Below are 22,196 nucleotides of genomic sequence, written 5' to 3' on the forward strand. Positions count from 1 at the left end.
GATTGTGCGGGACCGAAGGGGATTGCGAGAGCTAATGTGCTGGCCGCGCCGAAAAAAAGCGCTCGGATGTGTCGAAGACGCGTATCAAAACGCGAAGGAAGTCCGGAGTTGGTCACGTTTGTTGAGCCCCACGCACTGCCGGCTTCGCCGGTATCGTTCTTGATGTTCCGCCCTAACGCAGGCGGTTGGGGAGTGCGATAGGAACAACGTTAGAATTTCTCCAGACATGTGCGCAGCATGTGCGACGAATGCGCTCACGCGCGCTGCGACGCTGCTTCCTTAGAATTGGAATACTTCCAGACTGGCGCCGTCAGTCCGTTCACGCGCAAGCGCATGCGGCGACTGCATCGCGCGATCGGCGCTGCTGACCGAAGCCGAAGGCGCGCATCGTTGAAGATTACGTTTGGTTCGCGTGACAACAGGTCGCGGCGGCATCCTTCTCGCCCGCCAGCACGCTGCGACTGTTGCGGTCAGGCGGAATGTCGCCGGCCGCATTGGCCGCGAAGAAGCCGGTCGGCTTCAGCACGAAGCCGGCATATTCCACCGGCATGATCGGGAAATCCTCGGGCTTGCAGACATGGGTGTGGCCGAACGAGTGCCACAGCACGAGATCTGTATTCTCGATGTTGCGGTTCTGCGCGGCATAGCGCGGCAGGCCGTCGCCGCCGGCATGGACGTTCGGATAGTCGCCGCTGGCGTATTTTTCGCTCGCGTCGAAGGCAGTCACCCAGACATGTTTTGTCGCAAAGCCGCCGCGCTGACGCACATGGCTGCCCTCCTGCGCCAGCATCAGAGGGCTCGGGTTGACGACGAGCTTGTAGGCCGGCGCACCGCCGACCGAGTTGGTCTCGTTGGGGTTGCTGATCTTCCAGAACCGGCCAGTCTCACCATTGGCGACCGCCGCAGCATCCCTCTCGCGTGACAGCACGCGCGTGGTGGTGTCGAACACGTTGCCGTGCGGATTGTCGTCGCCCCACGGCCGCGGCACGAACTCGTGCTCGGTCACGGTGTTGCCGCCGCCGTCGAGATCCATGTGCAGGCGCGCGTTGAAGAAGTGCTGGTGCGTGGGGCCGCCGAGATTGTCGTCGACCATGCCGCCCCAGCGGTACTTTTCGCCCGGCCTTACGGCGGCGGTCTGGATGATGCCGGTGAGTTTCGTCTCGAGCTGGATCGTGCCGTCCTGGTAGAGATACCAGTAGAAGCCGTAGTCGTAGTTGCCGACGGTCGCGAAGAACGAGATCACCAGCCGGCGGGACCTTCGGACCTCGAACAGGCCGTTGCGGAATTCGTAGTGCTTCCAGGCAATTCCGTAATCTTCCTCATGCATGCAGATGGCGTTCTGCATGACGAAGGGTTTCCCATTGTTGTCGGCCGCCGGTACGTCGAAATAGTGGATGTTGCCGAGGCAGTCGCAGCCGAGCTCCAGCGCATTGGCGAGCATGCCGAGCCCATACTCGCCGGCATCGAAGGCTGACTTCCAGAAATGGTTGGCGGTCGGATCGGCGTATGGCACCACCATCTCGGTGACGCTGGCGCGATGGATCAGCGCACGTTTTCGCGCGCCGTCCTGATAGGCGAGCTGATGCAGCACCAGGCCCTCGCGCGGCGTGAAGCCGACGCGAAAGCTCCATTTCTGCCAGTCGACCTTCCAGCCATCGACCTTGAAGCTGGCGCCTTCCGGCTGCTCGATATGCAGCGGCTTGATGTCGGTGCGCGGGTTCGTGACCTCGTGCGCGCCATAGTTCCGCTTCTTGCAGGGGATCGGCACGATCGGATCCTCGTCGGTGAGGTCGATGACCTTGCCACCGATCAGGTCAACGACGGCAACCACCCCTTCGATCGGGTGCGAATAGCCGTTGTCCTGCGGATGCTCGCGGAAATAGCTGACGGCACGCACGATACGGGCGCCGCGCTCGAACGCCTTGTCGAAGAATCCGGAGGAGAACGGGTCGACCTGGACCAGCTCGATGTCCTTGTCGGTCAGCCCGCGGCGGTGCATCGCGGCGCGCCAGGTGGGATCGGCCTTCACCACGGCCTCGCACTTGAAGAACTCCTCCAGCATCACCGGCGGCTGCCCGTACGGAGCCTCGCGGTTCGGAAGAACTTTTCGTGCGATGATCTCATTGCGGGTGAGATCGACGATGTGCTCGATCGCCTCGCCCGTGGTGATATCCAGAGTCAACGCGAAGGCGCGGCGTCCGACGCCGCCCGAGGCCAGGTCCTGCTTGGAAGGCTCCTCCAGCCGCACCGTCGGAAAGCGGCAGTTTTCCGGCGAGACCGCGGAGGCGCGTACCAGCGCGCAGGCGGCGGTGATCTCCTCGGCCGTCAGCGGATCGAGCGGATGCGGCGCTGCGGTCTGCGCCGGCGATTGGGCTTTGACGGTCTCGAGCATGGGAATATCCAAGAGTTAGGCGAGATCCGCGGTGATGGCGTTGAAGGCGGCGAACCAGCGCTGGTCGATTGGCACGTCCATCGCCTTCGGCTGGGTCGCGAGCTTGACGATGACGGTGTCGGAGTCGAGATCGACATAGAGGTGCTGGCCGTGAATGCCGATTCCCGTGATCGCGTTGCGCGACGGATCGATCGTGAACCATTTGCTGCGATAGCGCGCACCCGGGAAGAACTCCGCGAGGTCGCCGTCGGCCCAGGCTTGGGGATCACCGTTCTCGCGGATGTCGTCGATCCACCAGCCCGGCACCACCTGCCGCCCCTCCACCACGCCGCGGCAGCGGATCATCTCGCCGAAGCGGACGAGGTCGCGCGCGGTGACCGAGATGCCGCCGGCGATGCGCCCCATGCCGTGGCTGTCCAGCGTGAGCGAGCCGTCCTCCTCCGCGCCCAGGGGCTGCCAGAGATAGTCGGAGAGGATGCGATGGTAGGGCATGCCGCAGGCGCGCTCATAAACCCAGCCGAGCACCTCGGTGTTGGGTGAGACGTAGTGGAACACCTTGCCGTGCGGCTTGCCGGTGCCGCGCAGGGTCGTGAGATAGGCGCGCTGGTGGCCGGGCTCGACGCCCGGGGGCGGCACGTCCCAGCCCGAGGAGAAGCGGTAGCGGGCGACGTCGCCGGCGGGGTCTTCGTAATCCTCCTCGAACTTGATGGCGACAGCCATGTCGAGCAGGTTGCGGACGGTACAGCCGGCGTAGACCGAGGTCTCCAGCTCCGGCACGTAGCGCAGCACCCTCGCCTCGGGATCGACCAGGCCGCGCGCGGCCAGCACGCCGCCGAGCGTGCCGGCAATCGCCTTGCTGATCGAGCAGATCAGATGCGGCGTGGTCACGCTCATGCCGTCGCCGTACCATTCGTGGACCAGCGTGCCCCGGTGCATCACGAGCAGCGTGTCGGCAAAGGTCTCGCGGAGCGTGGCTTCGATCGTGGTCTCCTGGCCGTCAGGCGCAGTGAAGCCGAGCTTTGCCAGTTCGCGCGGCGCGCTTCGCATCAGCGTCGGCTGAGCCGAGCGCCGGATCTCAGCGGTCGGCAGCACTTCGCGGGTGTGGGTGAAGCCCCAGCGGATCGCGGGAAAGGCGCGCCAGTTGGCGCGCGTCACCTGGGCCTCGGGCGCGGGCGGGCTGCCACGCATGATCTCGGTCGGTCGCATCTCGATCCCTCCGCGAAGCGCCGCCCCCGGTTTGCGATCGGAACGGCAGACCGGAAGCCTGCACCGCGGCAGCGTCGGGCGTTATCGAGATCCGGCAATATTTTGCTGGACAGCGCCTCTGGCCGTGTCAGTCTGGCGTGGTTCTTGCTCCCTGCTCGGCTCAAGGATTTCGACGTATTGCCATGGCCTTAAGCGCAACTCTTCCGATTCAGGACTCGGCTGCCAGCCTGTTCCAGGCGAGCAGCACGGATGTCGATGAGCACTGCGCCGGCCTCGGCCGCTGGCAGCTGAGCTACGACCAGATCAGCGCAGGGACCTTTCGGGGCAGCTTCACGCAACTCTCCCTGCCTCACCTCGAAGTATTCCGCGAGATCACCAGCCAGCAGGTCCGCCAGTACGGCCAGTTGGGAGCCGACAGCTTTGGCATCGGCCTGCCGTGGCACGGCGACGGCGAGGTCAATTGCAACGGCGCCAGCGTGGCCGGCGCCCAAGTGATCGCCTGCATCGATGCCGAGGTCGACATGTGCACGCCGAAGGCGTTCGAGCTGCGCGGCGTCGTCGCCAGCGCGGCGCTGATCGAGGAGCTCGCCAACCGCCTCGACATCGCGCTGCCGCGCGCCGTCTGGCATCAGTTGCGGGTGATCGAGATGGCGGAGGCACCGGTCGCGCGATTGCGCGCCCTTCTTGCCGCCATCCACGAGTCCATCACGACTGCACCAAAACGGTTTGACGATCCGGCCGTCCGGCAGGCGCTCGAAGACGCCCTCCTCGTCGAGATCATGGACATGCTGCCGACGGCACGCAGCAGCGAGCCCGGCCGCAGCGCCGCGGCGCGCAGACGGACCGTCGATCGCGCCCGCGAGCTGATGCATGGCAGCGGCCATCGCTCGCTCTCGCTGCTGGAGGTCTGCAAGGCGGTCGGCGCCAGCCCGCGCAAGCTCGGCTATTGCTTCCAGGAGGTCGTGGGCACGAGCCCGATGCATTATTGGCGGGCGATGCGGCTCAACCGCGCGCGCCGCGACCTCAAGAGCGCCGGCGATATCGAAACCTCGATCTACGACGTCGCCGTGCAGCACGGCTTCTGGCACTTCAGCCAGTTCTCGCTCGACTACAAGCGGCACTTCTCCGAAAAGCCCTCGGAGACCTTGCGGCGCGCCAGGCTGGCCGCCTGATCGGTTCAGCGATGCCGCAGCCGGCGATTGACCCGCCGCGCCAGATAATCGCCCGCGCTCTGCACGAGCTGCACCAGCGCGATCAGCACGGCCACGACGGCGAGCATCATCTCCGGCATGAAGCGCTGGTAGCCGTAGCGGATGCCGAGGTCGCCAAGGCCGCCGCCGCCGACCGCGCCGACCATCGCGGAGTAGCCGAGCAGGCTGACCACCGCGAGCGTCAGCGCCAGCACGAGGCCGGGCAGCGCTTCCGGGATCAGCACCTTGAGCACGATCTGCATGGGCGAGGCGCCGAATGAGGACGCGGTCTCGATCAGGCCGCCGTCGACCTCGCGGATCGCGGCCTCGACGAGGCGCGCGATGAACGGCGCTGATGCAATCGTCAGCGGCACGATCGCGGCGGTCGAGCCGATCGAGGTGCCGGCCACGAGACGCGTGAACGGAATGATGGCGACGACCAGGATGATGAAAGGCGTCGAGCGCGTCGCATTGACGATGGCGCCGAGCACGCGGTTGACGAGGGGCGCGGCGAACAGCTCCCCCTTCCGGCTGGTTGCGAGAAAGACGCCGAGCGGCAGGCCGAAGGCGGTGCCGAGCAGCGCGGCAATGCCGACCATGTACAGGCTCTCGCCCGTGGCCTGGATGATCAGGTTGATGAGTTCAGGCGACATAGCCGAGATGCTCCGCCGGGAATTGATAGTGAGACAGCCAGGCGAGAACCCGCGCCTGCGCATCCCCGCGGCCGGGAATGCCGAGGACGAGCGAGCCGACATGCTGGCCGCCGATCTCGTCGATGCGGGCCGACAGCAGCGCCACGTCGAGGCCGAGTTCGCGGGCGAGCCGCGCCACCACGGTGTCGCCGGCCCCTGCCCCGCGCACCTGGACGCGGATCACGGCCTGCCCGCCGGCGGGCGGCTCCGCGACGATCCGGCTCGCCAGCGATACCGGCAGGCTGTCGCCGATGACCTCCGCAAGGAAGGACTGCGTGATCGGATGTTTTGGATGGGTGAAAATGTCCGCGACATGGCCGCTCTCGACGACGCGGCCGGCATCGAGCACCACGACTTCCTTGGCAAGCTGGCGCACCACGGTCATCTCGTGGGTGATCAGCACGATGGTGACGCCGAGCTCGCGGTTGATGTTGGCGAGCAGATCGAGGATCGCGCGCGTGGTCTGCGGATCGAGCGCGGAGGTCGCCTCGTCCGACAACAGCACGCTCGGCCGCGTCGCCAGCGCGCGGGCGATGCCGATGCGCTGCTTCTGGCCGCCGGAGAGCTCTGACGGATAACGGTCGTGCTTGTCGGCGATGCCGACGAGCGTGAGGAGTTCTGCAACGCGGGCCTTGATGTCGGCCCTGGTCCAGCCGGCGATCTCGAGCGGCAGCGCGATGTTGTCGGCCGCGGTGCGCGACGACAGCAGGTTGAAGTGCTGGAAGATCATGCCGATCGAGCGCTGCGCCAGCCTGAGCTCTCGGCCCGCGAGCGCCGAGATATCGCTGTTGTCCACGATCACGCGGCCAGTGGTCGGCTTCTCCAGCCCGTTGATCAGCCGCACCAGGCTCGACTTGCCGGCGCCGGAACGACCGATCACGCCGGTGATGGAACCGCGGGGAATGGCGAAGTCGATGTCCTGCAGCGCATTGACGCCGGGCTTGCCGCGATAGGCCGGATAGATCTTCGAGATGCCGGCGAAACGGACCATCGGGTCCGGTTCCGGCGCGGCGCGTGACATCGCTTCAGGCGGCGCGATCGGCTGTCCGACGGCGAGCGATTGGTGAGCGTTCATGGAGACGGCCTTCATGCACAATAGTTCTCCCGTCCGCCCCGAAAAGGCAACGAGAGCCGGGTCGCATCAGCGACTGGGGGGAACAGCAACAAGCGCCTCACAGGGGGGCCGCGCTGCATCGCAGCACGCACCTTCGCCTTTTCCAGTCTTCCTCGCAATGTCAGATATTTGCGGGGAGATGGACGAAGATTTCCGAAGGCCCCTGCTGCAGCAGAAAATTCTTCTGCCGGGGGTATCAACGTCCCGGCGCGCCGCCGTTTATCGCCCCTTGAAGCGTGGCTTGCGGCGGCCCAGGAACGCCTCGACGCCCTCCTTGTGATCCTCCGTGAGGCTGGCGAGCGCGAACTGGTCGACGTCCATGTGGCTGGCGAGATCGTCGAGCGCATGCGTGAGCCGGTTGACGGTGAGCTTCGTCATCGCAACCGAGAGCGGCGGCTGCGCGGCGATCTTGCGCGCGAGCTCCATGGCGGCGTCGAAGGCATGGCCGGGGTCGGTCACCTGCTCCACCAGGCCCCATTCATAGGCCTCGTCCGCGCTGATGCGCTGGTCGGCGAGGATCACCGCCTGCTTGGTGCGGGCAGGTCCGATCAGGTGCAGCATGCGCGGGATGCTTTGCCAGCTCATGTTCATGCCAAGCCCGATCTCGGGCACGCGCAAGTGGGCGTCGTGCCCCATCACGCGGAAGTCGAGCGCCACGGCAAGTGCGACGCCGCCGCCGACGCAAAATCCCTCGATCGCTCCGATCGTGATCTGCTCCATCTCCTGCCAGGCATGGGTGAGGCGCGGCCCGAGCTTGAGGTGACGGCGCAAGGTGCCGAGATCCATCTCCTTGCGCGAGCGACCTTCGGCGTCCTTCAGGTCGAAGCCCGCGCTGAAGGCGCTGGTGCTGCCGGTCAGCACCACGACGGAGGTCGTCGCATCATCCTCGAAACTGCGCGCCGCCGCGGTGAGCTGGCGCAGCGCCTCGGGCGAGAGCGCGTTGATGCCGTCGCCGCGGTCGAAGCGCACCACCGCGATCCGTCCCTCGGGCCCGAGCCCCTTCTCGATCGTCACATAATTGGTCAACGGAAGTCCCCCTGTTCTTGTTGCTCTTGATCACAGATGTCCGGTGCGTCGGTGCTCCGGCTCGCTGCCGCGGACCGGAAACCGGATCGTGGTCCCGACGGTGATCCAGTTGGCATTCTCGCCGGTGATGTTGCGGCCGTAGATCACGTCGACGGAAAAGATCTCGTTCGGCCGGTAGCGCAGACCGGTCTGCAAGCGCGGTTGAACGACGCTCGCCACCTCGGACGCGCCGGCCTGGCCATACGCCTCGATCGTCCATTGCAGCGTGTCGGTGAACTTCCAGTCGAAGCCGATGCCATAGGTCAAATAGTGGCGATCGACGGTACGATCCCAGAGCCAGCCGCCGTTGAGGTTGATGCGCATGGTCTCCGACAGGCGAAAGGTCGCGGGGATGACCGCGAAGGCGGACAGCGCCTCGCCCGTCGCGGCATCGAATGAGCCACCGCCATAGGCCGACAATCCCCATCGCCCCACCCCGGTCGGGATGAAGTTCGTCTTGGCTTTGGGAGCTATCGTCGTGCTCCAGTCGCCGTCACTTCGGGCCCGGATGGTCTGCAGGCTCAGTTCGACCGGCCTGAAGGGATCGACGACGCAGGAGGGATTGGCGACGGCCGCGACGTCGGTGTTGGACGCCATCGACAGCCAGCTTTCGACCTTGCAGGAGCCGACTTCCGAGATGTCGGCGGCATCCACCGCATAGGCGCCATTCGCGGCGCGCGCATCCTGCGCCGCAAGTCCGACAACAGCCGCGATTGCAGCGGCTATTCCAGTCTGCTCAGCCCGTCCCATGGGGTGATGTTAGCAGAGTCTTCGCCTCGACAAGGCCCGGATTCTGGGACTATCTTTGCGCCATGAGTGAACATCATCACGACCACGATCACGACCATTCCGAGCTCTCGGAGACCGAGCTGCGCGTGCGCGCGCTCGAGACGATCTTGACTGAAAAAGGCTATGTCGAGCCCGCCGCGCTCGATGCCATCATCCAGGCCTACGAGACCAAGATCGGCCCGCACAACGGCGCCCGCGTTGTCGCCAAGGCCTGGACCGATCCGGCATTCAAGCAGGCGCTGCTGGAGGACGGCTCCAAGGCGATCGGCACGCTCGGCCATGTCAGCCGCGTCGGCGACCACCTCGTCGTGGTCGAGAACACGCCCGCGCGACACAACATGGTCGTGTGCACGCTGTGCTCCTGCTACCCCTGGGAAATGCTGGGGTTGCCGCCGGTCTGGTACAAGGCCGCGCCCTACCGCTCGCGTGCGGTGAAGGATCCGCGCGGCGTGCTCGCCGATTTCGACGTCAGCCTGCCGAAGGACATGGAGATCCGGGTGTGGGATTCCACCGCCGAGACGCGCTTCCTGGTGCTGCCGATGCGCCCCGCGGGCACCGAGGGGTGGAGCGAGGAGCAGCTCGCCGAACTCGTCACGCGCGACTCCATGATCGGCACCGGCTTTCCCAGGACGCCCGGAGCGCCCTCATGAACGGCGTGCACGACATGGGCGGCATGGACGGGTTCGGCAAGGTCGAGGCTGAACTGAACGAGCCGACCTTTCACGAGGAATGGGAGTCCCGTGTCCTCGCCATGGTGCGCGCGATGGGCGCGGCCGGCGCTTTCAACATCGACACCTCGCGCTTCTATCGCGAGACGATTCCGCCGCACGTTTATCTGTCGAGCTCCTATTACAAGAAATGGTTCCTCGGGCTCGAGGAGATGCTGATCGAGAAGGGTTACCTCACGCGGGAGGAGGTCGCCGCCGGTCACGCGATGCAGCCCGGCAAGGCGCTCAAGCACGGCAAGTTCGATCTCACCCAGGTCGAGCGCATCATGGTGCGCGGCAAGTTCGGCCGCCCTGCCCCTGCACCAGCGAAATTCAACATCGGCGATCGCGTGCGCGCGAAGAACATTCATCCGGCGACGCACACGCGGCTGCCGCGCTATGTCCGCGGCCATGTCGGTGTTGTCGAGCTCAACCATGGCTGCCACGTGTTTCCGGACACGGCGGCGATGGAGCACGGCGAACATCCGCAATGGCTGTACACCGTCGTGTTCGACGGCCGCGATCTCTGGGGCGAGGACGGCGATCCCGCCCTGAAGGTCTCGATCGACGCTTTCGAGCCCTATCTGGACCCGGCCTGATGAGCAGTGCAGCTGCCGCCGCGACGGCGGCCATTCCGAGCATTCCCCGCGACGATGACGGCCCGGTGTTCCGCGCGCCCTGGGAAGCGCACGCGTTCGCGATGGCATTGAGCCTGCACGCGCATGGCCTGTTCACCTGGCCGGAATGGGCCGCTAGCCTCGCCGCCGAGATCAAGCGCGCGCAGGCCGCTGGCGATCCTGACACGGGCGAGACCTACTATCTGCACTGGCTCGCCACGCTGGAAGGCCTCGTCGCAAGCAAGGGCGTGGCGTCGATGGACACCCTGCACCGCTACCGCGACGCCTGGGACCACGCGGCCGATCGCACGCCGCACGGCAAGCCGATCGAGCTCAGGCCTGAGGATTTTGAGTAGGTCACTCGTGTGTTCCGGACAAGCTGCATCGCGTAAGCGTTGCGGCGCAGAGCCGGGACCCAGACGGCGGCACGATGCGTTACGGAAACATGGGCCCCGGCTCTGCAGCGCACCGTTGAAGGAGCGCTGCGCTGCGTCCGGGGCGCGTGAGGCGAGTGCTACCTTCCCGCCACGAACTCCCGCCACCCCTTCGCCCGCAGGCTGCAGGCCGGGCACTCGCCGCAGCCATAGCCCCAATCGTGCTGCGCGCCGCGCATCCCGAGATAGCAGGTGTGGGAGTGCTCGCGGATCAGATCGACCAGTCCGTCGCCGCCGAGATCCTGCGCCAGCTTCCACGTCGCGGCCTTGTCGATCCGCATCAGGGGCGTGTGCAACTCGAACGTCCTCGCCATCCCGAGCGAGAGCGCCGTCTGCATCGCGCGGATCGTCTCGTCGCGGCAATCGGGATAGCCGGAGTAATCCGTCTCGCACATGCCGCCGACGATGTGCGTGATGCCGCGGCGATAGGCCAGCGCCGCCGCAAACGTCAGGAACACCAGATTGCGGCCGGGCACGAAGGTGTTGGGCAGTCCGTCGGCTCCCATCGCGATTTCGACGTCGCGCGTCAGCGCGGTCTCGGACACCGCCGCCAGCGTCGGGATCGACAGCGTATGGCTCTCGCCGAGCTTTGCGGCCCAATCGGCACGCAGCGCCTTGACGCCGGCGAACAGCCGGTCGCGGCAATCGAGCTCGATGGCGTGGCGCTGGCCGTAGTCGAAGCCCAGCGTCTCCACGCGCGCAAAGCGGCTGAGCGCCCAGGCCAGGCACGTCGTGGAATCCTGGCCGCCGGAGAACAGCACCAGCGCGGTTTGTGATGAAAATGCGTCACTCATGACCGCGCTTTAGCACCGCGGAACGTCTCAGCCAATCGGTGGAAATCGGCCCGTTCCACGTACCTCCGCTGGGAACGGCGGCCCGCTTTTGGCATAAGGCTCTGGACCCAGGAGACTGCCCCGCAATGACCCCTTCCCGCGACATTTCCCGCCTGATCGAGATCATGGCGGCGCTGCGCACGCCGGTGACCGGCTGCCCCTGGGATCTCGAACAGGATTTTGCGACGATCGCGCCCTACACGATCGAGGAAGCCTATGAGGTGGTCGACGCCATCGACCGCGGCGATCTCGACGATCTCCGCGAGGAGCTCGGCGATCTCCTGCTGCAGGTCGTATTCCACGCCCAGATGGCCTCCGAGCAGAACGCTTTTGCCTTCGGCGACGTGGTCGAGGCCATCACCCGCAAGATGATCCGGCGCCATCCCCACGTCTTCGCCGACAAGGACGGCAACCTCGCCTCCTCCCATGTCAAGGAAGTCTGGGACCGCATCAAGGCCGAGGAGAAAGCCGAGCGCGCCGCGCGCCGGCCGCCGGAGGATGTACCGGTGCACAAATCATTGCTGTCAGGCGTGAAGGCCGGCCAGCCCGCGCTGACGCGGGCCATGGAGCTGCAGCGCAAGGCTTCCACCGTCGGCTTCGACTGGAACGACCCGCGCGCGGTGCTGCAGAAGATCCGCGAGGAAGCCGACGAGATCGAGGCGGCGCTGGATCGCAACGATAAGCGGGAGATCGCGGAGGAGACCGGCGATTTGATGTTCGCCCTGGTCAACCTCGCCCGCCATGTCGATGCCGATCCGGAAGCGGCGTTGCGCGCGACCAATGCGAAGTTCGAGCGGCGCTTCGCCTATATCGAACGGGCGCTGGAGGCGCAGGGCCGCACGCTGGAGCAGGCTTCGCTGGCGGAGATGGATGCGCTGTGGAATGCGGCGAAGGGCGAGACGAAGCCGACCTCAGAAGGACACAAGGAAGCGCGCCGCTAACACCGCTGTCGTCCCGGACAAGCGCGCCTCAGGCGCGCGCAGATCCGGGACGACAACGGTGTTGACGAAGCAGTTGGCCCAACTGCCGCGCCGGAATCTACGTCGCGTGATGCGGCACCGCGTCGAACCGGTTCACCACGATATCCCGCTTGGTCTCGTCCACCCGCACGGTCATGTCGAAGCGGCCGTCGTGCAGCTCTTTCGACAGCACCTCGGAATTGCGGTGCAGCCAGGAGATGCCGGCGCCGTCGGCGGCGTCGATTGACAGATCCAGCGTGGTTCGCTTGGCGGCCAGCCGTTCCTCGATCGCGGCAAGCAGCGCATCGACGCCTTCGCCCGACACAGCCGAGACCAGCATCGCCGGATGATCCTCCGGCCGGCGCGCGGCGATGTTCAGGAGCTCCTCGCGCTGCTCGGGATTGTATCGGTCGATCTTGTTCCAGACCTCGATGATGCGGCCTGAGTCATCGGGGTTGATGCCGAGCTGGCGCAACACCGCGTCGACGTCGCTCTGCTGCGCCTCGGCATCCTCATGCGAGATGTCGCGCACATGCAGGATGACGTCGGCTTCCAGCACCTCCTCCAGCGTGGCGCGGAAGGCGGCGACGAGCTGCGTCGGCAGATTCGAGATGAAGCCGACCGTGTCCGACAGCATCGCCTTGCCGCCATGCGGCAGGTTGAGGGCGCGCAAGGTCGGATCGAGTGTCGCGAAAAGCATATTCGCCGCCTGCACGTCGGCGCGGGTCAGGCGGTTGAACAGCGTCGACTTGCCGGCATTGGTGTAGCCGACCAGAGCCACGACGCGATACGGCACGCGCTGGCGGCCGGCGCGATGCAGCCGCCGCGTCGCCTGCACCTTCTTCAATTCGCTCTCGAGCTTGGTGATGCGCTCCTGAATCAGGCGGCGGTCGGCCTCGATCTGGGTCTCGCCGGGACCGCCCATGAAGCCGAAGCCGCCGCGCTGGCGCTCCAGATGGGTCCATGATCGCACCAGGCGCGAGCGCTGGTAGTTGAGATGCGCGAGCTCGACCTGGAGCGCGCCTTCCTTGGTCTTGGCGCGTCGGCCGAAGATCTCCAGGATGAGGCCGGTGCGGTCGAGCACCTTGGCTTGCAATTCCTTTTCGAGATTGCGTTGCTGGATCGGCGCCAGCGCGCAATCCATCACGACGAGCTCGACATCGAGGCTCTTGGCGAGCGCGGCGATCTCCTCGACCTTGCCTTTGCCGATATAAGTCGCGGGCCTGATCTGGCTGATCGGCGCGATGATGGCATCGGCAATGACGAGATCGATCGCGCGCGCGAGGCCCGCGGCTTCGTCGAGCCGGGCCTCGGCGTCGCGCTGGACATGACTCTCCGATTGCGCGTCGGCACTGCCGGCGCGCACCCGCAAATAGGGGCCGATGACAAGCACCCGCCCCGTCTGCTTAGCCCCAGCCGACCGCGGACGGTCGGCATCCCCGTCGAAATTCCGGGGTTCCAATCAGATCACTCTCAAGCCGGCTGATCCTCGCCGCCTTCGAACAGCTGGATCGGAGCACCGGGCATGATGGTCGAGATCGCATGCTTGTAGACCAGCTGCGAATGACCGTCGCGCCGAAGCAGCAAACAGAAATTGTCGAACCAGGTCACGATGCCCTGGAGCTTCACTCCGTTGACCAGAAAGATCGTCAGTGGCGTCTTGGTTTTGCGAACGTGATTAAGGAAGGTGTCCTGTAGGTTTTGTGCGCGGTCTGCCGCCATTGTTTTTTTCTCGCTTTGAGTTTCTTTTTATTGCGCCGGTTGCGACCCTCTTTATGATGTTCGGGGTCTCTTCCGGTTGCCGCTCCTCATGAGATCCCCCTCGGAGGAACAGCGGTTCGATTAGAGGACAGGTCGGGATATTAGGCAAGCCGCTTCACGCAGCAGCCCGCGTTCTATTGCCCCGAAAAACTACGGAAATCGATGATTTTCCGCGTTTATCGCTGACGAGCCGCCGCGATGTCGCGGCGTTCTCTGTATGCGGACCGGTATCCATTTCGCTCGCGGCGTCGTTAGCCGACGCCGAGTGCCTTCAGCTTCCGATGCAGTGCCGACCGTTCCATGCCAACGAACTCGGCCGTGCGAGAAATATTTCCTGAAAAACGGCTGATCTGTGCAATCAAATAGTCGCGCTCGAACACTTCGCGCGCCTCTCGCAGCGGCAGGCCCATGATGTGCTCGCCATTGTTGCTGGTCGGCATCGCCGGCACCATCGAGCCGACGTCCTGCGGCAACATATCGGCGGTGATGATGACCTCTGGTCCGCCGGCGGCGAGAATCATGACTCTTTCAACGTTGTTGCGGAGCTGGCGCACATTGCCCGGCCAGACATGCGATTGCAGCACTGCCATCGCGTCCTGCCCGATCTGCCGCTTGGGCAGGCCGCTGCCGGCCGAGATCTGTTCCATGAAATAGTCGATCAATTCCGGGATGTCCTCGCGTCGTTCCGACAGCGCGGGCACGCGGATCGGCACCACCGAAAGCCGATGATAGAGGTCCTCACGGAAATGGCCCGCCGCGATCTCCTCTTCGAGATTGCGCGCGGTGGACGAGATGATGCGCACGTCGACCTGTACCTTGGCGGTGCCGCCGACGCGCTGGAATGACTGCTCCACCAGCACGCGCAGGATCTTGTTCTGGGTCTCGCGCGGCATGTCCGCGATCTCGTCGATGAACAGCGTGCCGCCATGGGCTTCCTCGAGCGCGCCGGGCTTGCGCGGCTGCTCGCCGTTGGACTGCTCGACGCCGAACAGCTCATGCTCCATGCGATCGGGAGTGATCGCCGCGGCGTTGATGACGACGAACGGACCGTCAGCGCGGCCCGAGGCCGCATGCAGCGTGCGCGCGGTCAATTCCTTGCCGGCGCCGGCGGGCCCGACAATCAGGATGCGGCTGTTGGCCTTGGCGGCGCGCTCGATGGTCTGGCGCAGCTGGTTCATGCTGGGCGAACGGCCGACGAGCTGGCTGGCGCTCGGCGCGAGCTGCTTCAGCTCCTTGACCTCGCGCTTGAGCCGCGAGTTCTCCAGCGCCCTGGTCGCGACCAGGATCAGGCGATCGGCCTTGAACGGCTTCTCGATGAAGTCGTAGGCGCCGCGCTTGATCGCGGCGACCGCGGTCTCGATGTTGCCGTGGCCGGAGATCATCACCACCGGCAGGTCGGCGTTGTCCTTCTTGACCTGCTCCAGGAGCTGCAAGCCGTCGAGCTTGGAGCCCTGCAGCCAGATGTCGAGGAACACCAGGTGCGGCCTGCGGTTGGCGATTTCGGCCAGTGCGGAGTCGCTGTCGCGCGCGGTCCGCGTGACAAAACCCTCGTCCTCGAGAATGCCTGCGACGAGATCGCGAATATCGGCCTCATCATCGACAATCAGAATTTCACTTGCCATGGGTCGCGCCTGTCTTGTCAGCTGCCTGTTGAGGCTTCGATTTTCGTTGAATCATTGGTCTTTTCAGCGAGCTCTTTGGTTTCGGCCGCCGGCTCTTTTGTTTCCGGCGCCGCGTCCTTTGCCAGCCCCGCCACCGCTTCCCCGGCGGCGTCCTTGACCACCGGTGCCGGCTCGGCGGCCCCGTCGGACTTGGCGGGTTGCCCGGAGATTGCAAAGCGCATGCGCATCCAGGCGCCGCGTTGGCCTTCGCGGAAGTCGGAGGCATCCTTCAGCTCGATCCGCCCGCCATGGTCTTCCAGCACCCGCCCGACGATCGCAAGGCCGAGGCCGGTGCCCTTGGCCCGGGTCGTCACATAGGGTTCGAGCAGCCGCGAGCGCGCGACCTTGGGCAGGCCGATGCCGTTGTCGATCACATCGATCAGCACGTCCTCGCCCTCGCGCGACACGACGACGTCGATGCGGCCTTTGCCGAGTTCCTCCGGCGGCACCTGCTCGATCGCCTCGGTGGCGTTCTTGACGATGTTGGTGACGGCCTGGGAGATCAGCCGCCGGTCGAACTGGGCCCGGAGCGGGTCCTGCTTGAACTCGGCCTCGATATCGATCTCGGGATGGGCGACCTTCATCAGGAACACCGCCTGCCGAACCGTGTCGGCGACGTCCTCGCCTTCCATCACGGGCTTGGGCATCCGGGCAAAGCGCGAGAACTCGTCGACCATGCGCCTGATATCGTCGACCTGGCGCACGATGGTGTCGGTGCACTGGTCGAAGATCTGTTTGTCCTTGGCCTCGGTGATGTCCTTGCCGAACTTGCGGCGGATGCGCTCGGCCGACAGCTGGATCGGCGTCAGCGGGTTCTTGATCTCGTGGGCGATGCGCCGCGCGACGTCGCCCCAGGCCGAGGTGCGCTGCGCCGAGACCAGCTCGGTGATGTCGTCGAGCGTGATGATGTAGCTGTCGTGCGGCTGGTTCTTCTCGGCGCTGACGCGGACCGAGAGGTTGCGCTCGGTGCCGTCGCGGGTGATCGTGATCTGGCCCTGCACCAGACGCTGGGTCCCTTCCCGCGCCGCCTTCATCATCTCGTCGAGCTCGGGCAGCACGTCGGAGAGCGGATGGCCGAGCGTCTCGGATTCGGCGTGCCCGATCAGCTTCTCGGCGGAACGGTTCAAGATACCGACGCTGCTGGAGGCGTCGACGCCGATGATACCGGCGCTCGCGCTCGACAGCACCGCCTCGATGAAGCGGCGGCGGCTGTCGATGAGGTCGCTGGCGTTGACGAGCTCGTCACGCTGGCTGCGCAATTCCTGCGTCATCTTATTGAAGGTCTCACCCAGCTGGGCGAGGTCACCTTCCGACTGGTGCACCGGCACCTTCACGTGGAGGTCGCCGGTCGAGACCGTATGGGCCGCGTTCATCAGCCGCCGGATCGGCGCCACCAGCGAATTGGCGAAGTTGAGGCCGATCAGCACCGAGGCCATCAGGATGGTCAGGGCGATCACAGCGAACATCAGTGCGAAGGCGACCTGGATGCCGAGCCGGCGCGACTCGATCTGGGCGTATTCGGCGACGCTGACCTCGGTCTGCTTGAGCTGGGCAACGACGTTGGGATCCAGGGGTCGCGCAACGTAGAGGAAGGTGTCGTTGAACGCGCGCAGGCGGATCACCGCGGCGACGAAGCTCGCGTCCGGCAGCACCGCGATCTCGGGCTCGCTCTCGTTGACGTTGCTGAGGAAGTCGGGCGCCGGCGGCGAATAAGCCAGCCGCATTCCGGTATCGGCGGATTCCAGGATGTTGGTGTTCTTGTCGATGATCATCGCGCCCGGCAGATTGCGCGAGCCGGCGCTGGCGGTCAGCATCTCGCGGAACGAGCGGCGGTCCTGGTCGTAGAGCGGCCGGGCGTGCGCGATGTCGTTGGCCATGCCGAGAATGTCGCCGCGGATCAGCTGCGCATGGTCCTGCATATAGGCGCGCGCGATCGTCAGCGAATTCTGGATCACCTCCTTGGTCGGTCCTGAGAACAACCGGTCGAGGCCGCGCTCGATGGTGACGTTGGCGACGACCGCGACCAGCACCGCCGGGAGCACCGCCACGATCGAGAACAGGCTGACGATCTGGACGTGGAGGCGCGCCGCCGCCCTGCCCCGCCGCCGCGCCAGGATCAGTTGCCAGAGCTCGCGGATGATGATGCCGACCAGCAGCAGGATGGTGGCCGCGTTGAGAAGGTAGAACGAGCGCACCACCTTGGGCGTCGGCTCGATCGTGGTGAGGCCGGTCAGGACCAGGAAGGTCAGGAGCGCCGACCCCAGCGCCAGTGCCACGGCAAAGGGCGCCAGCCAGCGCCGTGCCGACCAGCGCCGGGGCTCTTCTGCTGGGGCCGTGTCAAAGTGTGCGGCCGAGGTATCTGCGCTGGTCATTCCGGCAATGGCGGTGCTGAAAACGGGTCCGCGACGAAGGCGCGGATACTGATGTATTCGTACCACATTGTTGCCGAATTGCGACAATTCCGCGGCGCCTCCGGCGTGGCGTAGCGGCGCATCCACAGGGCAATAGCTGCTCGTCACCGGGAACGGAATCAGGCCATTCCGGCTTGACCCGACATGGACAGGATCTTTCTCGCGATAATGGCTTCCGCCGTGCTGGTGCTGATCGTAGCCTCCGACCTGCTGGTCAATGGCCCGGGTCTGCAGGAGCCGGCGGACCTCGCCATGTTGCCGACGCAGGCGCGCCTGGTCAGATAGGCGCGGCACTGCGCCCTGCGGCGAAACGCCGAAATCGTCCCCTCCACCGGAACATTTGGGTCGGATCCGGACTTCTGCTCACCGCGTCAGCCACAAAGGCCAGCGCGATCCGGACAGGCTCAGCTCCGCTTGGTAGGGGGAGCTGAGCCACCTCTTCGCAAACGCGTAAGCGTTTGTCGAATGCACAAACGCCCTTCGCGTGCTCCGTCTAGCCGCCGCTCCTGTAGACCTGGATGTCGAGATCCCGGATCTTCTTGCGCAGTGTGTTGCGGTTGAGGCCGAGCAGGTCGGCGGCGCGGATCTGGTTGCCGCGGGTGGCGGCGAGCGCAGCCGTCAGCAGCGGCACCTCGATCTCCTTGAGAATGCGGTGATAGAGGCCGGGCGGCGGCACGCCGTTCGGAAAGCCCTGGAAGTGCGAGGACAGATAGGCCTCCACCGCGCCGCCGAGATTGTCGACGCCCTGCTGAACCGCGGCGCCCGGGCTCACCGAGGGCGGCGCCAGTTCGCCGTCGATGACGGACGCCGTGATCACGTCCTGCGGATAGAGCGCGGCAAGACGCCGTGCGAGGTTTTCCAGCTCGCGCACGTTGCCGGGCCAGCGGTGCTGCTTCAGCCGCTCCAGCGCCAGCGCATCGAGCTTCTTCGGCGGCAAGCCGTCCTTCTCGGCCAGCGCGAAGAAGTGCCGGATGAGATCGGGCAGATCCTCGATGCGCTCGCGCAAGGGGGGCAGCCGCAGCGGCACGACGTTGAGACGGAAGAACAGATCCTCGCGGAACAGGCCCTGCTGGATCAGGACGCGCAGGTCCTTGTTCGAGGCGGCGACGATGCGCACGTCGGTCTTGATCGGGGTGCGGCCGCCGACGGTGGTGTACTCGCCCTGCTGCAAGACGCGCAGCAGGCGAGTCTGCGCCTCCATCGGCATGTCGCCGATCTCGTCCAGGAACAGGGTGCCGCCCTCGGCCTGCTCGAACCGGCCGGAGGCGCGGGTGTTGGCGCCGGTGAAGGCGCCGCGCTCGTGGCCGAACAGCTCGGACTCGATGAGGTCGCGCGGGATCGCCGCCATGTTGACCGCGACGAACGGGCCGTTGCGGCGTTTGCCGTAATCGTGCAGCGCGCGCGCGACCAGCTCCTTGCCGGTGCCGGACTCGCCCGTGATCATCACGGTGAGATCGGTCTGCATCAGCCGCGCCAGCACGCGGTAGATTTCCTGCATCGCCGGCGAGCGGCCGACCAGCGGGATCGCCTCCATCTCGGCGTCCTCGTCCGGCGTCGAGACGCGCTCCTTCGGCTCGGCGAGCGCGCGGCCGACGATGGCGATCAGCTCCTTCAGGTCGAAGGGTTTTGGCAGATATTCATACGCGCCCCGCTCGGAGGCGCGGATCGCCGTCATGAACGTGTTCTGCGCACTCATGACGATGACGGGCAGATTCGGCCGCATCTTCTTGATCCGCGGCAACAGGTCGAACGCGTTCTCGTCGGGCATCACCACGTCGGTGATGACGAGATCGCCCTCGCCCTGGCTGACCCAGCGCCACAGCGTTGCGGCATTACCGGTCAGCCGCACTTCATAGCCGGCGCGGGACAGTGCCTGATTGAGAACGGTGCGGATGGCGGTGTCGTCATCGGCTACGAGAATGCTACCTGCGGGCATCGTTAATCCTCATTTCGCCCCCTGTGACGCAGGCGACGGCTTCCCGGCAGAGTCGGCGCGACTGCTTTGATCGGCATGTTTCGCCGATGTGGAATACATCGGCATCAGCACGCGGAAGGTGGTTTTGCGCGGCTGAGATTCGCATTCGATGATGCCCCCGTGATCGCCGACGATCTTGGCGACCAGCGCAAGACCCAGGCCCGAGCCGGTCTGCTTGGTGGTCACGAAGGGGTCGAACAGATTGGGCAGAAGATCGTCCGGCACGCCTGGTCCGTTGTCCTTCACGCAGAATTCGAGCGGCAACGATACCCGGGATTTTTGACCGGGGACTGACAGGCGCACGCCGGGGCGGAACGCGGTGGTGAGCTGGATCTCGGCGTCGGGCACGTCGATCAGGGCTTCCGCGGCGTTCTTCACGAGATTGAGGAACACCTGGATCAGCTGGTCCTGGTTCGCCAGCACGGGCGGCAGCGAGGGATCGTAATCCTCGATGAAGCGGATGTTGCGGGCAAAGCCGGACTGCGCCAGCCGCTTCACGTGGTCGAGCACGGAATGGATGTTGACGGGGCCGCGCACCACGGGGCGCTCGTCGCCGAACACCTCCATGCGGTCGACCAGCGTCACGATGCGGTCGGCCTCGTCGCAGATCAGCCGCGTCAGCATGCGATCCTCGGACGAGGCCTGCTGCTCCAGCAGCTGCGCCGCGCCGCGGATGCCCGAGAGCGGGTTCTTGATCTCGTGCGCCAGCATCGCGGCCAACGCGATCACCGAGCGCGCGGCGCTGCGATGGGTGAGCTGCCGGTCCATCTTGTCGGCGATGGTGCGTTCCTGCAGCATCACCACGATATGACCGGGCCGCTCGGTGAGCGGGGCGACGTGCAGATCGACCTGGCGGTCGCCACCCATGCGCGGCGTGCCGAGATCGACCTTGTACTCGTTGACCGGTGAGTTCGACGACCGCACCTGGTCGATCAGCGCCAGCAACGGGCTGCCGAACGGCACCAGCTCTTTCAGCGATTGCCGTTTCAGGAACTGGGTCGAGATATCGAAGAAGGCTTCGGTTGCGATATTGGCTGCGACGATCTTGCCGTCCGGCCCGATCATGAGCACGGGATTGGGCAAGGCATCCAGCATCGCGTCGCTGTCGGACACCCGGCGATGTTCAGCGGCTGAGCTCATGCAGCAGCGCTCCATGCGAAATCGTCGAAAGCATCCTGCAGCGACTGGCGAACGAGGCGCGGATCCTCCGAAGTGAGGATCGTCTTCCGCCACCCCTTCAGCTTCTCGATGGATGCGCCGCTCGCCTCTGCGGCGACGTCGAGCGCCCAGCCGAGATGCTTGCGGGCGTGCTTGAGGCCGACGCGCAGACCATAGAGCGCACAGACGCCCTCGTAGAGCGTCTGGACATAATGCAGCTGGTTTTCGAGCGAGGGCGCGGCCTCCTCGGCCCCGCCCGTCAGGCGGCGGCCGATCTGGCCGGGCAGCCAGGGCTGGCCGTTCGCGCCGCGGCCGATCATCACGGCATCGGCGCCGGAGGCCTCGAGCGCCGCGACCGCCTTCTCGTAGGAGGTGATGTCGCCATTGACGACGAGCGGAATCGAAACCGCCACGCGCACGGCGCGGATCGCGTCCCAATCGGCCTCGCCCTTGTAGAACTGGCTGCGGGTGCGGCCATGGACCGTGACGAGCTTGACGCCGGCGGCTTGCGCGCGCTGCGCCAGCTCCGGGGCGTTGCGCGTGCGATCATCCCAGCCGAGCCGCATCTTCAGCGTCACCGGCACCTTCACCGCTGCGATGGTCGCATCGATCAGGCTGACGGCATGGTCGAGGTCGCGCATCAAGGCCGAGCCCGACTGGCCGCCGGTGACGTGGCGGGCCGGACAGCCCATGTTGATGTCGATGATATCGGCGCCCTCGGCCTCGGCGATCCGGGCGCCCTCGGCCATCCAACGGGCCTCGCAGCCGGCGAGCTGGACCACATGGGGCCCGACCCCCGTGGCTTCGCAGCGCAACCGGGACATCCTGTGGCCGCTGGCGAGCTCATCGCTGGCGGTCATTTCGGACACGACGAGACCGGCCCCAAGCTCGGCCGCCAGCCGGCGGACGGGCGAGTCCGTCACCCCCGACATCGGCGCCAGGAAGACCGGGGTGGCGACGTCAATATCGCCAATTTTCAACGGCTTAGAGCCGGATACTGCCGAGCCGGTCACGGGGGTCTCGTTGCCTGGGCAGGGCCTCATCGCGCCTGCCATGACCTATCTTGCGCACAATTCTTGTGCAGTCAAGCGTCATGCCTACAGTTTAGACAAGTCTGCAAATCTTTCAAGTGCAGTGCAGCAAAATGCTGTTTCCAACAATCCGGGGAAACCCCCTTTTTTTGCGGGCCTGCCGTGCTAGAGGCATGCGGCAATTACCCCACTCCCCCGACT

At 65.8% G+C, this 22,196-nt stretch carries 20 protein-coding genes; 6 read left to right on the forward strand and 14 right to left on the reverse strand.

Features of this window, described 5'->3' with window-relative positions; translation table 11 throughout:
* Nucleotides 1–397: 397 nt before the first annotated feature.
* Together Q0743_RS32680 and Q0743_RS32685 are read right to left on the reverse strand one after the other, a co-directional pair.
* Nucleotides 398–2,392: a primary-amine oxidase gene (locus tag Q0743_RS32680; protein WP_298245529.1), complete on the reverse strand. Its 1,995-nt coding sequence runs from the start codon at nt 2,390–2,392 to the stop codon at nt 398–400.
* Between the two features lie 15 nt (nt 2,393–2,407).
* Complete coding sequence (locus Q0743_RS32685) at nt 2,408–3,598, reverse strand: serine hydrolase (protein WP_298245530.1); 1,191 nt, start codon at nt 3,596–3,598, stop codon at nt 2,408–2,410.
* A 182-nt stretch (nt 3,599–3,780) separates the two neighbouring features.
* On the opposite strand from Q0743_RS32685, the gene Q0743_RS32690 reads away from it, so the two are divergent.
* A complete protein-coding gene (locus tag Q0743_RS32690) occupies nt 3,781–4,770 on the forward strand; it encodes a helix-turn-helix domain-containing protein (protein WP_298245531.1) in 990 nt (329 codons plus the stop codon).
* Nucleotides 4,771–4,775: 5 nt separating this feature from the next.
* On the opposite strand, the gene Q0743_RS32695 is transcribed toward Q0743_RS32690, so the two are convergent.
* From Q0743_RS32695 to Q0743_RS32710, 4 genes are all read right to left on the reverse strand, one after another.
* Nucleotides 4,776–5,441 carry a methionine ABC transporter permease gene (locus Q0743_RS32695; RefSeq protein WP_298245532.1) on the reverse strand — a complete coding sequence of 222 codons (666 nt, stop codon included), beginning with the start codon at nt 5,439–5,441 and terminating at the stop codon, nt 4,776–4,778.
* Nucleotides 5,431–6,570, reverse strand: coding sequence for a methionine ABC transporter ATP-binding protein (locus tag Q0743_RS32700; protein ID WP_298245533.1), 1,140 nt, complete (start codon nt 6,568–6,570; stop codon nt 5,431–5,433). The genes Q0743_RS32695 and Q0743_RS32700 overlap by 11 nt, the downstream gene beginning before the upstream one ends.
* 243 nt (nt 6,571–6,813) lie before the next feature.
* Nucleotides 6,814–7,620: an enoyl-CoA hydratase/isomerase family protein gene (locus tag Q0743_RS32705; RefSeq protein WP_298245534.1), complete on the reverse strand. Its 807-nt coding sequence runs from the start codon at nt 7,618–7,620 to the stop codon at nt 6,814–6,816.
* A gap of 30 nt (nt 7,621–7,650) precedes the next feature.
* Nucleotides 7,651–8,409: a hypothetical protein gene (locus tag Q0743_RS32710; RefSeq protein WP_298245535.1), complete on the reverse strand. Its 759-nt coding sequence runs from the start codon at nt 8,407–8,409 to the stop codon at nt 7,651–7,653.
* Nucleotides 8,410–8,471: 62 nt separating this feature from the next.
* Here Q0743_RS32710 and nthA point away from each other — a divergent pair, with 62 nt between their 5' ends.
* The 3 genes from nthA to Q0743_RS32725 are packed head-to-tail and all read left to right on the forward strand — an operon-like array spanning nt 8,472 to nt 10,128.
* Nucleotides 8,472–9,098, forward strand: a complete 627-nt coding sequence (gene nthA / locus Q0743_RS32715; RefSeq protein ID WP_298245536.1) for a nitrile hydratase subunit alpha — start codon at nt 8,472–8,474, stop codon at nt 9,096–9,098.
* Nucleotides 9,095–9,754, forward strand: coding sequence for a nitrile hydratase subunit beta (gene nthB / locus Q0743_RS32720; protein ID WP_298245537.1), 660 nt, complete (start codon nt 9,095–9,097; stop codon nt 9,752–9,754). Before nthA ends, nthB begins: the two co-directional genes overlap by 4 nt.
* Nucleotides 9,751–10,128 carry a nitrile hydratase accessory protein gene (locus Q0743_RS32725; RefSeq protein ID WP_298245554.1) on the forward strand — a complete coding sequence of 126 codons (378 nt, stop codon included), beginning with the start codon at nt 9,751–9,753 and terminating at the stop codon, nt 10,126–10,128. Before nthB ends, Q0743_RS32725 begins: the two co-directional genes overlap by 4 nt.
* Nucleotides 10,129–10,286: 158 nt before the next feature.
* Here the strand turns inward: Q0743_RS32725 and queC are convergent, their stop codons facing one another.
* Complete coding sequence (gene queC / locus Q0743_RS32730) at nt 10,287–11,000, reverse strand: 7-cyano-7-deazaguanine synthase QueC (protein ID WP_298245538.1); 714 nt, start codon at nt 10,998–11,000, stop codon at nt 10,287–10,289.
* Between the two features lie 125 nt (nt 11,001–11,125).
* Here queC and mazG point away from each other — a divergent pair, with 125 nt between their 5' ends.
* Nucleotides 11,126–11,980: a nucleoside triphosphate pyrophosphohydrolase gene (gene mazG / locus Q0743_RS32735; protein ID WP_298245539.1), complete on the forward strand. Its 855-nt coding sequence runs from the start codon at nt 11,126–11,128 to the stop codon at nt 11,978–11,980.
* Between the two features lie 97 nt (nt 11,981–12,077).
* Here the strand turns inward: mazG and hflX are convergent, their stop codons facing one another.
* The 4 genes from hflX to Q0743_RS32755 form a co-directional block, all read right to left on the reverse strand.
* On the reverse strand, nt 12,078–13,460 hold the full coding sequence (gene hflX / locus Q0743_RS32740; protein ID WP_298245540.1) for a GTPase HflX: 1,383 nt from the start codon (nt 13,458–13,460) through the stop codon (nt 12,078–12,080).
* Between the two features lie 11 nt (nt 13,461–13,471).
* Complete coding sequence (gene hfq / locus Q0743_RS32745) at nt 13,472–13,720, reverse strand: RNA chaperone Hfq (protein WP_007591126.1); 249 nt, start codon at nt 13,718–13,720, stop codon at nt 13,472–13,474.
* Nucleotides 13,721–14,010: 290 nt separating this feature from the next.
* Nucleotides 14,011–15,381 (reverse strand): sigma-54 dependent transcriptional regulator, encoded by a 1,371-nt coding sequence (locus Q0743_RS32750; RefSeq protein ID WP_298245541.1) that lies wholly within the window; start codon nt 15,379–15,381, stop codon nt 14,011–14,013.
* A gap of 17 nt (nt 15,382–15,398) precedes the next feature.
* Complete coding sequence (locus Q0743_RS32755; RefSeq protein ID WP_298245542.1) at nt 15,399–17,792, reverse strand: PAS domain-containing sensor histidine kinase; 2,394 nt, start codon at nt 17,790–17,792, stop codon at nt 15,399–15,401.
* Nucleotides 17,793–17,975: 183 nt separating this feature from the next.
* On the opposite strand from Q0743_RS32755, the gene Q0743_RS32760 reads away from it, so the two are divergent.
* Nucleotides 17,976–18,116: a hypothetical protein gene (locus Q0743_RS32760; RefSeq protein WP_298245543.1), complete on the forward strand. Its 141-nt coding sequence runs from the start codon at nt 17,976–17,978 to the stop codon at nt 18,114–18,116.
* Between the two features lie 208 nt (nt 18,117–18,324).
* Here Q0743_RS32760 and ntrC read toward each other — a convergent pair whose 3' ends face one another.
* From ntrC to dusB, 3 genes are read right to left on the reverse strand one after another with little or no spacing between them, the layout of a single operon-like run.
* A complete protein-coding gene (gene ntrC / locus Q0743_RS32765; protein ID WP_097662565.1) occupies nt 18,325–19,767 on the reverse strand; it encodes a nitrogen regulation protein NR(I) in 1,443 nt (480 codons plus the stop codon).
* A 9-nt stretch (nt 19,768–19,776) separates the two neighbouring features.
* On the reverse strand, nt 19,777–20,946 hold the full coding sequence (locus Q0743_RS32770) for a nitrogen regulation protein NR(II) (RefSeq protein WP_097662710.1): 1,170 nt from the start codon (nt 20,944–20,946) through the stop codon (nt 19,777–19,779).
* The gene (dusB, locus tag Q0743_RS32775; RefSeq protein ID WP_298245555.1) at nt 20,943–21,944 is read right to left on the reverse strand and encodes a tRNA dihydrouridine synthase DusB; all 1,002 of its coding nucleotides are present in this window, start codon (nt 21,942–21,944) and stop codon (nt 20,943–20,945) included. Before dusB ends, Q0743_RS32770 begins: the two co-directional genes overlap by 4 nt.
* Between the last annotated feature and the right edge of the window lie 252 nt (nt 21,945–22,196).

It is taken from the genome of uncultured Bradyrhizobium sp. (genome assembly GCF_936943645.1).
Classification (GTDB): domain Bacteria; phylum Pseudomonadota; class Alphaproteobacteria; order Rhizobiales; family Xanthobacteraceae; genus Bradyrhizobium.